The following is a 12,887-nucleotide window of genomic DNA, read 5'->3' on the forward strand; positions in this document are numbered from 1 at the left end:
AACCTGTCACAGTCATGTCATTTACTCGCGCTAGACTGCATAAATATGAATTGTCATATTAGATGAGGGAATATTAAAGGATGAAAATATTATCGATATTTTTTGCCCGCTTGGTTTTATATGTTATTCCAGCTGTTTTGCTTATTGATGGCTTGATTGCCTATTTTGTTTGGCTATATGCAAAAGAAGATATAACTTTCGTCCAGTTATTTCTTGTGTTGCTGATACCTAGCTTTATTCTGGTTGTAGCCCTTCATCAGCGGTTGACCACTAAAACCATTGCCCGTTATGGCGAGCGTGCGAATGCCATCATGGAAATGGTTTCTGTGGATGTTGATCCAGATCGTGCGGAGAACAGGGAAACTATTCGATATGTGTTCTCATTTGTCGATGCGTCTGGGCGAAAACATATAAGGAACTTCTCTGAAACGCGCTATAGCCCAATGCCGGTTCAGGGGGATATCGTTCCCACTTATCCTAAAAACTTGTTTGTTCGCAATCCAAAACTCGGTGAAAAATTTGAGGTCATGTACTTAAAGGGTGTGGAAAGATTCCCAATCATCTTAAATACGGGAGATAGTGAATTTGTTCGTCATATCCAAGAGGAGCATCGGCAAAAATTTATCCGGCAATTAAGTGAGCGTGTGAGTAAGCTGCAAATCCTTGTAGATGCGGATCCCCTCAATCCCGAGCGGCAAAAGCTTTATCAACAAGCACAGCAGGATTTACACAATTATCAGCAATTTGGTACAGATCCTGTGCTCATAGAATCATTTGAAAGAGGGTTGGTGTTTAAATCGGATAAAAATAAATAACGGAGAGCAATATATTATGTGGATAATTATCTTATCTGTCGGCGGTATTTTTGTGATTTCTGTGATACTGATACTTTGGGTGTGTGAATCCATGGACACGCCTAAATATGCGCTGATTACCAAACAGGGCATTGTCGGGGTCGGCAAAGTCGTGCGGGAAATCCATATGGGCAATTTATCAGACGGTGGTGGAGAGCTGTTGAACTGTGTCTTTTTGTTTAAAAATCACCTGGGGAAGATTCGTCAACAATCTTTTATGCGAGATCAGCTGCCTACGGAAAGTGCGCAAAAGCAATATTCAGCGGGTCATCGACAGAAATCCAGAACCTATCCTCCGGAGAAATTTATTCGCTATCCAAGGGTAGGTGAAGAGTTTGAGTTCTTGTATCTTGCTGACAACGACAGTGAATTTTTAATCCTCAATGAGGGAAAGAGTGAATTTGCCCGTCATCTTGAAGAAGAACGAGCTGTCGAAAATCGCCGAAGGAAAGAAGAACAGCAGTTTGTTGAAAAAGTGCGTGCTGAATTGGCGAGCAAGGACAATCATTAAGGAGATGTTATTTGCTCAATATACGACTGTTTCTATTAAGTAGGTTGTGTATTATGACTAGCGTTATTTCTTCCAGAGTCTTTTTTCTTAAAGGCAGGGCACGGGGCGGTTTGGGTGTTTTGACGGATTTTTGCCGGATAGCGGGTATCCGGCCTACGGTTTGGGCCGTCTGAAAAACAGTATTGGGAAAACGTAGGCCGGGTTTTTCAATCCGGCTTTTTTCCAATCCGCTGCCTGCACGCCGGCGGTTAAATGGCAAAATCAATCAGTTCGCTTTGGCTGAACACATATACCTGTTTAGGCGACAGGGGCAGGGTTTGGCCGGTTTGCAGGCCGAGGCGGTCGGCTTCGGTGGTGGCGAAGCTGGCGTGCAGGGTCTGACCCGCGCCGGAGAGACTCAGGCGGGTGAGTGCGCCGGAAACGTGAATGGCGGTAATGCGCGCGTCGAGCATTTTGCCGGCTTCGTCTATCTGCCACTCGTGCGGGCGGATGTAGCCGACGGCGCGCTGTTCCTGCCAGCGGTATTGGCTGTTCAAAGGGTGGCGGTAGTTGCCGAAATGCCACGAGCCTTTTTCAATGTGGCCGTCAAAGGCGTTGGTTTCGCCGAGAAATTCGGCGACAAAGGCGTTTTTCGGGCTGCGGTAGAGCGTGTCCGCGCTGCCGGTCTGCTCGATGCGGCCGTGGTTCATCACGACGATTTCGTCGGAAACTTCCAAAGCTTCTTCCTGATCGTGGGTAACAAGCAGGCTGGTGATGTTCAATTCGTGGTGGATATTGCGCAGCCAGGTGCGCAGCTCTTTGCGCACTTTCGCGTCCAGCGCGCCGAAGGGTTCGTCCAGCAGGAGCAGTTTGGGTTCGACGGCCAGGGCGCGCGCCAAGGCGATGCGCTGGCGTTGGCCGCCTGAAAGCTGGTGCGGATAGGCTTTGGCCAGATGCGGCAGTTGCACCAGTTCGAGCAGTTTTTCCACTTTGGCGCGTATGGCGGTTTTGGCGGGGCGTTCTCTGCGCGGCAGGACGGTCAGGCCAAAGGCGATATTGTCGAAAACGTTCATGTGGCGGAACAGGGCGTAGTGCTGGAAAACGAAGCCGACTTTGCGGTCGCGGACGTGTTCGGCGGTAACGTCCCGTCCGTCAAACAGAATGCGGCCGCTTTGGGCGTTTTCCAAACCGGCGATGATGCGCAGCAGGGTGGTTTTGCCGCAGCCGGAGGGGCCGAGCAGGGAGGTGAGTTTGCCGGTGGGTACGTTCAGGTTGATGTTGTGCAGTGCCTGAAAGCTGCCGAAGGATTTGTTGAGGTTTTCGATGGTGATGCTCATGCCGGTTTCCTTTGTGCGGCCGCCAGTTTGCGGTTTTGGATATGGTTTACGGTGCTTTGCAGAATCAGGGTGGCAATCGCCAGCAGGGCGAGAATGCTGGACAGGGCGAATGCGCCGGTAAAGTTGTATTCGTTGTAGAAAATTTCCACCAACAGCGGAATGGTGTTGGTTTCGCCGCGGATATGGCCGGACACCACGCTTACCGCGCCGAATTCGCCCATGGCGCGCGCATTGGTGAGGATAATGCCGTAAACCAGTGCCCATTTGATATTGGGCAGGGTAACGCGCCGGAACATCTGCCAGCCGTTTGCGCCCAAAATCAGTGCGGCCTGCTCTTCGCTGTCGCCCTGAGCCTGCATCAGCGGAATCAGTTCGCGTGCGACGAAGGGGAAGGTAACGAACAGGGTGGCCAGAATAATGCCCGGTACGGCGAAGATAATCTGTATACCCATGCTTTCCAGCCAACCGCCGATGACGGTATGCGCGCCGAACAGCAGCACAAACATCAAACCGGCAACGACGGGGGAAACGGAAAACGGCAGATCCAGCAGGGTGGTGAGCAGCTGTTTGCCGCGAAAATCGAAGCGCGTCAGCAGCCAGGCCATGGCAATCCCCAATACGGCATTGACCGGTACGACGACGGCCGTTGTAAGCAGGGTTAGGCGTATGGCGGACAAGGCTTCGGGTTCGGTCAGTGAGGCCAGATAGAGCCGCCAGCCGCCTTTGAGGGCTTCGTAAAAGACGGCGGCCAGCGGTATGACCAGCATCAGCAGCAAAAAGGCCAGCGCGACGCCGATGAGCAGCCATTGCAGTGCGCGCGGTTCGCTGATATTGGGGTTTATCTGCTTCATGCTCATGCTTTGGCTCCCGCGCGTTTGCTCAATGCCCATTGGGCGAGGTTCAGGGTAAACAGAATCAGAAACGAAATCAGCAGCATAAACAGGGCGACGGCGGATGCGCCCTGCACATCATACTGTTCCAGTTTGCCGATAATAATCAGCGGCAGAATTTCCGAGACCAGCGGGATATTGCCCGCGATAAAAATTACCGAGCCGAATTCGCCGGTGGCGCGGGCAAACATCATACCCGCGCCGGTGAGCAGGGCGGGCAGCATTTCCGGCAGCAGCACGCGGCGGAACACGGTCAAACGGTGTGCGCCCAAAGTGGCGGCGGCCTCTTCGTATTCGTCCGACAATTCTTCCAGCACCGGCTGGACCGCGCGCACGATAAACGGCAGCGACACAAATACCAGCGCAATCCAAATGCCGGTAGGAGTAAAAGCGATTTTGCCGTCAAACCACCGTCCCAGCCAGCCGTTGGGCGCATACAGCGTAGCCAGTGCGATGCCGGTTACCGCCGTAGGCAGGGCAAAGGGCAGATCGACCAAGGCGTTAATCAGGTTTTTGCCGGGAAAACGGTAGCGCACCAACACCCAGGCAACCAATGTTCCAAACACGATATTGGTAAGCATGGCGAAAAACGACATTTTCAGGCTCAGCCACACGGCAGCCAGTACGCGCGGTTCGGTAATCGTCTGCCAGAACGCCTGCGGCCCCATTTGCGTGGCCGACAAACCCATCATCGCAAAGGGCAGCACCACCAAGAGCGACAGGCACAAGACGGTGATGCCCAAGCTGACCGGGAAACCCGGCAGCACGCTGGGGGTTTTGAGTAAACGCATGATGATTCTTCCGCCAAAAACAGTTCAGCTTAATGTAAACAAAAGCGGCTCGGCTGTGAAAGAATGCTTGGTTGTATGCAAAGGCAGTTTGGTTATATTGAGATAGGCCGTCTGAAAACGGGGGGTGTGATGATGTCGGTCGGATTCTCGAATCCGACAGTGTGCGATGACGAATGGGCAGCGGATTGTGAACAGAAGTTGATGAATGGTTTCGATACGGGGCAGGTTGGGTATGGTGCGTTTTGTTTTTTTATAAGATGAACGATAAGGGTGGATTGTCGGATACGAGTATCCGACCTACATATGGCAGCTGGCCGATGGCAGGCCGTCTGAATGGGGCAAACAGGCGGTAAAAAAGACGGCGGATGCCGTCTTTTGTCGGTTTTAACGTTGCCCCTGCACGTTGTAGCGTTTTTCCAGCCAAGAGAAAAACCAGCTCAGGCAGATGGTCATCACCAGATAAATCAGCGCGATGGTGTAGAGCGGTTCTTCGTAAATCGAGAAGCGGCCGGAGATGGTGCGCTGCACGTAAGCCAGTTCGGCCACGGCAATCGCCGAGAGCAGGGAGCTGTCTTTGAGCAGAGTAATGAATTCGTTGGCCAAGGGCGGCAGCATACGGCGTATGGCCTGGGGCAGAATGACATGGCGCATGGCCTGCGGATAGCTCAGCCCCAAAGAGCGGGCGGCTTCCATCTGGCCTTTGTCGATGGACTGGATACCGGCACGGAAGATTTCGGTGATGTAGGCACCGGCATTGACGGTCAGCGCGAGCGTACCGGCAATAATCGCGCCGTAGTTGCGGCGCAGTTCCACCGCCAAATCGCCGCTGACGAGCCAGCCGTCGGTCGGATTGATCAGAGCCACCGCCCAGATAAAGTACCAGATGAAAATCTGTACAAACAGCGGTGTGCCGCGGAACAGGGTAACGTACAGCAGTGAGAGGCTGCGCAGGAACCATGCTACGGGTTTGAGCAGTCTGCCGCCTTTTTCAAACCGGATAATGCGTGCCAATGCGCCGAACAGTCCCAGCACCGTGCCGCCGAGCGTGGCAACCAACGTCAGGCCGAGCGTGGTCAGCGCGCCGGTCAGAAACATCTCCCGATATTCGTAAATGATGTCGAAACGAAAGTTCATGGCAGTGGTTGGCTCCGGGAACGGTAAGCGGCAGGTGCCGAAAAAAAAGAAGCGGGGATTTTACAGGAAAATATCGTTTTTTGCCGATGTTTTTACAAAAATGACGACTGCGGCCGCAGCAGAAAGGAAACGGCCGGAACAGAGAGCGTGGCCGTCAGGCAGCAGGTAGCGGCCTGATTTGATGGCCGGTGAAGCAGAGGGGGCGAACCGGTATGGCCGCTTTCCGCCATACCGGTCCGGGGCTTTTTCAGACGGCCTTTAAGGGTAGGCGATATAGGCATAGGCCGAGTGGTTGTGAATCGATTCGAAATTTTCGCTCTCGACCATAAACCGCTCGACACGCGGGTCGGTACGCAGGGCGACGGCAATATCGCGCACCATGTCTTCGACAAATTTCGGATTCTCATAGGCGCGTTCGGTAACGTATTTTTCGTCGGGACGTTTGAGCAGGCCGTAGAGCTGGCAGGAAGCCTGATTTTCCACCAAATCAATGATTTCTTCCGGCTGCACGGCTTCGCGGGCGGTCAGGGTGAGAGTAACGTGCGAACGCTGGTTGTGCGCGCCGTATTTGGAGATTTCTTTCGAGCAGGGACACAGGCTGGTAACGGGTACCAACACCTTGATTTCGTGGCGGTAGCGGCCGTCGGCCACTTCGCCGCCGAGGGTAATGTCGTAATCCATCAGCGACTGAATGCCCGATACCGGCGCGGTTTTTTGGCGGAAAAACGGAAAACTGATGCTGATTTTGCCCGCATCGGCTTCCAGCAGTGCCAGCATATCGCGGGTCAGGCTGTGCAGTTCGTCGAAATCGATCGGCGTTTGGCGCGCTTCCATCAGGGCGATAAAGCGCGACATATGCGTGCCTTTCTGCTCGGCGCCCAGGCGTACGGTCATGGTCAGCCGGGCAACGGTGGCCTGTTCGCCTTCGGCGGTTTTCAGGCGGATGGGGAAACGCAGGTCTTTGATGCCGACTTGGTTGATCGGCATATTGCGCAAGTCTTTGCTGCTCTGCACGTCTGCGATGGCGTTCATGCGGGGATTTCCTTATTTTGATGTGTGCGGCGTAAGGTACGGAGTATATAGCCGCAGCGGATTGAGGGCAAACCGGCGGCGACGGCGCAAATAAGGGCGGGAGCGGTTGTCATCAAGATGGGGAAGGCCTAAAATTCGGCGCATATTTGATTCAGGAGAAGATGATGGAACACCGTTTTGCTACCGAGGCCATTCATGCGGGCTACAATCCCGACGAGCACAACCGTGCGATTATGCCGCCGATTTATCAGAATTCGATGTTCCGCATGAAGCATATCGGCGAGCAGACGCCGTACCGCTACGCGCGCCTGAGCAATCCCACCCGCCGCGCGCTGGAAAATGCGGTGGCCGCGCTGGAAAAAGCCGCCGATGCGTTTGCGTTTGCCAGCGGTATGGCGGGCATAGACTGTGTGTTCCGCACGTTTCTGCGCCCGGGCGATACGGTGGTGGCGGTCAGCGATATTTACGGCGGCAGCTATGATTTATTGACCGAGGTTTACGCACCGTGGGGTGTGAATGTGGTGTTTGCCGATTTGACCGATCCGGCACGTTTGGACGCAGTGTTGGCCGAGCATGGCAATGTGCGGCTGTTGTGGTTGGAAACGCCGTCTAATCCCTTATTGCGGCTGGTTGATATTCCGTTGCTGGCGCAAAAAGCCAAGGCGGCGGGCGCGCTGGTGGGCATCGACAATACTTTTGCCACGCCGTATCTGCAAAACCCGCTGGAAATGGGCTGCGATGTGGTGTTCCATTCGGCCACCAAATATCTGTGCGGCCATTCCGATGTGCTGATGGGCGTGGTGGCGGTGAAAACCGAAGATTTGGCGCGCCAAATGCACAAAATGATGGTCAACACGGGCGGTGTGGCCGGACCGATGGACAGCGCGCTGGTGTTGCGCGGCATCAAAACGCTGGCTTTGCGTATGCAGCGGCATTGCGAAAATGCGCTGGAAATCGCCCGCCGCCTCGAAGCACATCCTGCGGTGGCGAAAGTGTTTTATCCCGGCCTGCCTTCACACGAACATTATGAACTGGCACAACGCCAAATGCCCAAAGGTGCGGGCGGGGTGGTGAGCATCTGGCTGAAAAACGACAGTCGGGAAGCGGCCGACAGCGTGATTAAAAACCTGAAAATGATTTATCTGGCATCAAGTCTGGGCGGGGTGGAAAGTCTGGTGAACCACTGCTATTCCCAGTCGCACAGCGGGGTGCCGCATGATGTAAAAACCGCACAGGGGATTAAGGTCGGCCTGCTGCGTTTTTCGGTGGGCGCGGAAGATGCAGACGATATTTACCGCGACATTGATCAGGCTTTGAATGCCGTGCTGCCCGCCGCCTGACCGGTGTACTTTGTATAGTAAAGATAGGCAGGCCGTCTGAAAACCGGGATAACCTGTTTTCAGACGGCCTGCGCATTGCCCGGCAGTGCGGTTCGTCGGAGAATGTCGGATTTAAAATCCGACCTACGCCGTATGAAACCGGCTTGATTCTTAGTGCGGACAGGGCGGAGGACGTTTCGTTCAAGGCGTTTGGCTCGGCAACCCGTAAATCAAGCAGTACGGCCGACAGTAAATAACCGTAGGTCGGATTGTTAAATCCGACTATTTCCTATTTTTATTTTTGGGAAAGCCGAGTGGGGTGGATAAAGTTTGCAGCGGGTCGGATTTCTAAACCCGTCCACCTGTTCATTCATGTCGTACTGCCGACAACAAACCGAAAATTGTAGAAAAACGTTTTGGGAAAAAACGAAGTGATGGATAAAACAGCAAGTCTGCGCGTGCAGCGTTGGGCGTTGGCCGCCTTGGCCGCATTGATAGCGTTGAGTTTGGCGTGGGAATGGTTTTTGGCACCGCTGCGGCCTGGCGGGTCTTGGCTGGCTTTGAAGGCCTTGCCGCTGTGTCTGGCTTTGGGCGGGGTAATGCAGGGCAAAATCTATACGTTTCAATGGTCGTGTATGCTGGTGTTGGCCTATTTTGCCGAGGCGGTGGTGCGGCTGTTCGATGCGGATACGGCCAGCCGCTGGTGTGCGGCGGCGGCCTTGGTGCTGAGTGCGGCATATTTTGCCGCCTGCCTGATGTTTGTGCGCGCCAAAAAGCGGGAGGCGGCCGGTGTTTGAACGGGAAAACGGCCGTTTGTGGCCGCTGGTGCTGCCTTTGCTGCTGATGGCCGTGGTGCCGTTTATGAGCAATCTGCGGGTGGGGCCGCTGAACAGTTTTTATCTGGAAAGCGGTGCGCTGGTGTTTGCGCTGCTGCTGACGGTATGCGCGGCGTGTACCGGCCGTCTGAAAAGCCGTCTGCCGCGTGCATCTTATTATTTTCTGGCTTTGGCGGGGTTTTGGTGGTTGCAGGCACGGCTGATGGATTTGGTGTATCCGGGGCAGAGCGATCAGGCGGTTTGGGCGTTTGTGATTCTGGCTTTGACGCTGTGGGCCTTGGCGGGCTGGGCGGCTGATGTCGGTCAGCAGAAAGTGGCTGATGTGCTGGCGGGTGTGCTGTTGGCAGGCGTGCTGCTGCAAACGTTGGTGGCGTGGGCACAGTTCGGCGGCTGGGCGGCGGATTTTGCCGGCATTTTGTCGTATCGCGGCAAAGAGATTGTCGGCCAGCTCGGCCAGCGCAATCATCTGGGGCATTATTTGATGTGGGGCGTGTTGGTCGCGGCTTATCTGTGGGCACGTCGTCTGCTGCCATGGTGGGCGGGTGCGGCAGCGGTGGTGTGGATTGCCGCTACGCTGGGTTTGGTCAATTCGCGTACCATTTTGCTGTATGTGGCGGCGGTGGGCGTGTTGGCGGTCTTGTGGCGGCTGATGGTGGGGCGCGACGGCAACCGTATGTTTGTGCTGACGCTGTTTTCGCTGGCTATGGTGGTGGCGGTGCAGCTCGGTTTGAATACGGTATTGGGCTGGCTGGGCGGCGCACCTGTGGAAACCGCATTGGCGCGGGTGGAAAACAGTTCGTTTGCCCTGTCGGCACGCGATTTGGAATGGCGCAAGGCTTGGCAGGTATTTTTGGCACGCCCGTTGTGGGGACACGGCTGGGGCAGTTTTTCTTTGCAGGGTTTTCTGGCGGGCGGCTATCCGGGCGGATTCAGTCCCTACGGTAACAGTGTTCTGTTTACCCACGCGCACAATATCGTGCTGCAATTGCTGGCCGAAATGGGTTTGGCGGGAACGCTGCTGGTCATGGGCGGTGCGTTGTGGGCGGTGCGGCCGTTTTTCAGACGGCCTTTTGCTTCGTCCGCCCTGCTGCCGCTGATGCTGATGACCGTCAGCCTGTGCCACAGTCTGCTGGAATATCCGTTGTGGTATCTCTATTTTTTGGTACCGTTTGCCGTGATGATGGGCAGCGTGCCGCAACAGGAGGGGCAAACCGCTGCGCCGCGTCTGCTGCAATGGGCAGTAGCGGCGGCGGCTGTGGTACTGATGGCGGGGATTTTCCGTTTGGGTACGGTGTACCGCGATTTAACGGCGTTCGACAGTCGGGTGAAAAATGAAAGCAGTGCCGAAGTGTCCCGCAAAATCGAAGGCCTGCGCCGGATTGCCGCAACCGAGCCGCTGCTGGCCTATTATGCCGATCTGGCATTGACCCGCCGTGCATCGCCCGCCGATCCGGTTCTGTCGCCGTGGGCGATAGAAGCCGCAGACAGGGCATTGCGTTACCGCCCTTATGCCACCGCCTACCAATGGGGTTTGTACCGATACCGTCTGGGCGGGAGGGAAACGGCGCAACAGTGGCTGGTACAGATATACCGCTACTATCCCAATATGCTGTCGTATTATGCCGGACAAATTCGGACATCTCCTTATTTTTCAGATCTTTATCCTGAACTGTTCCAAGCCTGCGAAGCCTACCGTGCCCGCAATGCCAAAGCCAAAAAATGCCCCGCTCCGCCGCTCTGAGTGTGCGAATGTTAAGCCGTTTACATTCATGCAAAAAAGCGCAAAAGCGGAAGGAGATATGTTGTAGAAAACAAAGTACCGTGTGTAAAGTACCGTATGTTAAGACAGCCGCCGAGTATCCGTGCGGCGGCAACCGTATTTCAGCAAAGGAAAAAACATGAGCCGCGTATTATTGGTAGATGACGATACCGATTTGACCGAACTGCTTACCGAATACCTGACTGCCGAAGGCTTGGAGGTCAGCAGCGTACCCGACGGCGAGGCCGGTGTGAACGAAATCCTCGGCGGCCAATACGATGTTGTGGTACTCGATTCCATGATGCCGAAAATGAACGGTCTGGAAGTACTCAAAAGTGTACGCGCACAAAGCAGCATTCCGGTGATTATGCTGACTGCCAAAGGCGACGATATCGACCGCATTATCGGCTTGGAAATGGGTGCCGACGACTATGTGCCCAAACCCTGCACCCCGCGCGAACTGCTGGCGCGCATCAATGCCATTCTGCGCCGTGCGCAAAATGCGGGCGAGCAGAACAGCGCGCCCAACAGCATTTCGGTCAGCAATGTTACCCTGTATCCGGCCAAGCGCCAGGCCACCATCGGTGAAGCACCGTTGGAGCTGACCAGCACCGAATTCAATCTGCTTGAAGTGCTGATGCGCCATGCGGGTCAGGTGGTCAGCAAAGAAACCCTGTCGATTGAGGCACTCGACCGCAAACTGGCAAAATTCGACCGCAGCATCGATGTGCATATTTCCAGTATCCGCCACAAATTGGGCGACGCTTCCCTGATTCAAACCGTACGCGGTTTGGGCTATCTGTTTGTGAAAAACTGATTCTCAGCCCGTTATGAAATTGTTCCAACGCATCTTCGCCACGTTTTGCGCCGTCATTATCTGCGCCATATTCGTGGCGAGTTTTTCTTTCCGGCTGGTACAGGACAAAATTGCGGAAAACCGCTTCGAGCAGCAGCGTGCATTGGAAACCACGCTGTTGCGTAATGCTGTGGCCGCTTTCAACAGCCGGGGAGAGCTGGGGGTGCGCGAACTCTTACAGCAGTGGCAGGAACGTCCCGAATCGAACAACGTTCTGGTGATTGCCGGGGACGACAGGCAGGATATTTTCGAGCGCCCCGTCGATCCTGCCCGAATCGAACTGGCGTACGCATTGGCAGTTAAAGAACCCAGTTCGCAATACGCCCATCTGGAATTCGACCGTTTCGGTCAGGAGTATCTGTTTTTTATCCGTAATTGGGACAAAAAAGATCTGGTACCTCAGAGCAGCCCGCTGTTCATTCCCGGCCTGCCGGTGCCGCGTGTATGGCAGGAAATTCTCATTTTGGGCTTTATTGTGGTTGTCGGGCTGCTGCTGGCCTATATTCTGGCCAACAACATTGCCAAACCGATCCGTATCCTCGGCCGGGGCATGAACCGGCTGGCAGCCGGTGAACTGGATACCCGCATCGCGCAGCATATGGACGACCGCGACGACGAATTGTCCCAACTGGCCGGACAGTTCGACAAAATGGCGCAGCAGCTGCAAAACCTGGTGGCCAAAGAGCGGCATCTGTTGCACCACGTTTCCCATGAAATGCGTTCGCCTTTGGCACGGATGCAGGCCATACTCGGCCTGATTCAGGCGCAGCCGCAGAAACAGGAGCAATACCTGCAGCGTCTGGAAAACGAGCTGGTGCGCATGGATACGCTGGTAGGCGAGCTGCTGACGCTTTCGCGGCTGGAAACTGCCAATGTACAGCTGGAAAAAGAAAACCTCAAACTGGTGCCTTTCTTGCAGAATCTGGTAGAGGACTGCCAGACTGTGGCGCAGCGCAACGGGCAGACTTTATCCTTGACGCTGGACAAAGTACCGGAAGATATGACGGTTCAAGCCAATGAAAGCTACCTGTACCGTGCTTTCGACAATGTTATCCGCAATGCGATGAATTACAGCCCGCAAGGAAGTGAAATCGGCGTTGTTCTGCGTCAGACGGCCAAAAACTGGCAGATCGACATCACGGATAACGGCCCCGGTGTGGACGAGCAGCAGCTGCCTCATATTTTTACCGCTTTCTACCGTGCCGACAGCAGTGCCAACAAACCCGGCACCGGGTTGGGATTGGCGCTGGCCAAACACATCATCGACCAGCACCAGGGAAAAATCATTGCCGAAAACGTCAGCCCCAACGGCCTGAAAATGACGTTCTGCCTGCCGAAAAAAGCAGTCAAACCCGCTGCCTGAGGCCGTCTGAAAACGGCAGTGCGGTGCACTGGTCAAATCAGACAAGCGTCATCAATAAAAAACCATGCAGCCCATATAAAATCGCCGATGATACAGCCCACAGCATATCAGCAAGCGATGGTGAGAGTGTAAACAGCACGCCAGCTGATAAGTTAATCGGTACAATCACTATGCCAAATAAGCCAATGGCAAATAAATTCACCTTATTGATTTACGGAAATCAGTC

The 12,887-nt window shown here is 54.7% G+C and carries 12 protein-coding genes; 7 read left to right on the top strand and 5 right to left on the bottom strand.

The window, feature by feature from the left end:
• The first annotated feature begins 80 nt into the window (after positions 1-80).
• Positions 81-815, top strand: a complete 735-nt coding sequence (locus ORY85_RS01345; RefSeq protein WP_274572629.1) for a hypothetical protein — start codon at positions 81-83, stop codon at positions 813-815.
• Positions 816-831: 16 nt separating this feature from the next.
• Positions 832-1,365 carry a hypothetical protein gene (locus ORY85_RS01350; protein WP_274572630.1) on the top strand — a complete coding sequence of 178 codons (534 nt, stop codon included), beginning with the start codon at positions 832-834 and terminating at the stop codon, positions 1,363-1,365.
• Positions 1,366-1,613: 248 nt separating this feature from the next.
• Here the strand turns inward: ORY85_RS01350 and ORY85_RS01355 are convergent, their stop codons facing one another.
• The 5 genes from ORY85_RS01355 to folE2 form a co-directional block, all read right to left on the bottom strand.
• Complete coding sequence (locus ORY85_RS01355) at positions 1,614-2,681, bottom strand: sulfate/molybdate ABC transporter ATP-binding protein (RefSeq protein ID WP_274572631.1); 1,068 nt, start codon at positions 2,679-2,681, stop codon at positions 1,614-1,616.
• A complete protein-coding gene (gene cysW / locus ORY85_RS01360) occupies positions 2,678-3,538 on the bottom strand; it encodes a sulfate ABC transporter permease subunit CysW (protein WP_405030333.1) in 861 nt (286 codons plus the stop codon). The genes ORY85_RS01355 and cysW overlap by 4 nt, the downstream gene beginning before the upstream one ends.
• Positions 3,535-4,362 carry a sulfate ABC transporter permease subunit CysT gene (cysT, locus tag ORY85_RS01365; protein ID WP_274572632.1) on the bottom strand — a complete coding sequence of 276 codons (828 nt, stop codon included), beginning with the start codon at positions 4,360-4,362 and terminating at the stop codon, positions 3,535-3,537. The genes cysW and cysT overlap by 4 nt, the downstream gene beginning before the upstream one ends.
• Before the next feature lie 384 nt (positions 4,363-4,746).
• Positions 4,747-5,496 (bottom strand): amino acid ABC transporter permease, encoded by a 750-nt coding sequence (locus tag ORY85_RS01370; RefSeq protein ID WP_274572633.1) that lies wholly within the window; start codon positions 5,494-5,496, stop codon positions 4,747-4,749.
• A gap of 258 nt (positions 5,497-5,754) precedes the next feature.
• Positions 5,755-6,528, bottom strand: a complete 774-nt coding sequence (gene folE2, locus ORY85_RS01375) for a GTP cyclohydrolase FolE2 (RefSeq protein ID WP_274572634.1) — start codon at positions 6,526-6,528, stop codon at positions 5,755-5,757.
• 164 nt (positions 6,529-6,692) lie between these two features.
• On the opposite strand from folE2, the gene ORY85_RS01380 reads away from it, so the two are divergent.
• The 5 genes from ORY85_RS01380 (at position 6,693) to ORY85_RS01400 (ending at position 12,661) form a co-directional block, all read left to right on the top strand.
• Complete coding sequence (locus ORY85_RS01380; protein ID WP_274572646.1) at positions 6,693-7,868, top strand: PLP-dependent aspartate aminotransferase family protein; 1,176 nt, start codon at positions 6,693-6,695, stop codon at positions 7,866-7,868.
• 413 nt (positions 7,869-8,281) lie between these two features.
• Positions 8,282-8,644 (top strand): DUF2069 domain-containing protein, encoded by a 363-nt coding sequence (locus ORY85_RS01385; RefSeq protein ID WP_274572635.1) that lies wholly within the window; start codon positions 8,282-8,284, stop codon positions 8,642-8,644.
• The gene (locus ORY85_RS01390) at positions 8,637-10,424 is read left to right on the top strand and encodes a PglL family O-oligosaccharyltransferase (protein WP_274572636.1); all 1,788 of its coding nucleotides are present in this window, start codon (positions 8,637-8,639) and stop codon (positions 10,422-10,424) included. The genes ORY85_RS01385 and ORY85_RS01390 overlap by 8 nt, the downstream gene beginning before the upstream one ends.
• Positions 10,425-10,581: 157 nt before the next feature.
• Positions 10,582-11,259, top strand: a complete 678-nt coding sequence (locus ORY85_RS01395) for a response regulator transcription factor (RefSeq protein ID WP_274572637.1) — start codon at positions 10,582-10,584, stop codon at positions 11,257-11,259.
• A 13-nt stretch (positions 11,260-11,272) separates the two neighbouring features.
• Positions 11,273-12,661: a HAMP domain-containing sensor histidine kinase gene (locus ORY85_RS01400; RefSeq protein WP_274572638.1), complete on the top strand. Its 1,389-nt coding sequence runs from the start codon at positions 11,273-11,275 to the stop codon at positions 12,659-12,661.
• Positions 12,662-12,887 lie beyond the last annotated feature (226 nt).

The sequence above is a fragment of the Neisseria leonii genome (assembly GCF_028776105.2).
Lineage (GTDB): Bacteria > Pseudomonadota > Gammaproteobacteria > Burkholderiales > Neisseriaceae > Neisseria > Neisseria leonii.

Excerpts from the sequence above, each read along its gene's own strand:
- ORY85_RS01370 (WP_274572633.1), bottom strand. The coding sequence starts at position 5,496 with ATGAACTTTCGTTTCGACATCATTTACGAATATCGGGAGATGTTTCTG.
- cysW (WP_405030333.1), bottom strand. The coding sequence starts at position 3,538 with ATGAGCATGAAGCAGATAAACCCCAATATCAGCGAACCGCGCGCACTG.
- ORY85_RS01350 (WP_274572630.1), top strand. The coding sequence starts at position 832 with ATGTGGATAATTATCTTATCTGTCGGCGGTATTTTTGTGATTTCTGTG.
- folE2 (WP_274572634.1), bottom strand. The coding sequence starts at position 6,528 with ATGAACGCCATCGCAGACGTGCAGAGCAGCAAAGACTTGCGCAATATG.
- ORY85_RS01345 (WP_274572629.1), top strand. The coding sequence starts at position 81 with ATGAAAATATTATCGATATTTTTTGCCCGCTTGGTTTTATATGTTATT.
- ORY85_RS01380 (WP_274572646.1), top strand. The coding sequence starts at position 6,693 with ATGGAACACCGTTTTGCTACCGAGGCCATTCATGCGGGCTACAATCCC.
- cysT (WP_274572632.1), bottom strand. The coding sequence starts at position 4,362 with ATGCGTTTACTCAAAACCCCCAGCGTGCTGCCGGGTTTCCCGGTCAGC.
- ORY85_RS01355 (WP_274572631.1), bottom strand. The coding sequence starts at position 2,681 with ATGAGCATCACCATCGAAAACCTCAACAAATCCTTCGGCAGCTTTCAG.
- ORY85_RS01395 (WP_274572637.1), top strand. The coding sequence starts at position 10,582 with ATGAGCCGCGTATTATTGGTAGATGACGATACCGATTTGACCGAACTG.
- ORY85_RS01385 (WP_274572635.1), top strand. The coding sequence starts at position 8,282 with ATGGATAAAACAGCAAGTCTGCGCGTGCAGCGTTGGGCGTTGGCCGCC.
- ORY85_RS01400 (WP_274572638.1), top strand. The coding sequence starts at position 11,273 with ATGAAATTGTTCCAACGCATCTTCGCCACGTTTTGCGCCGTCATTATC.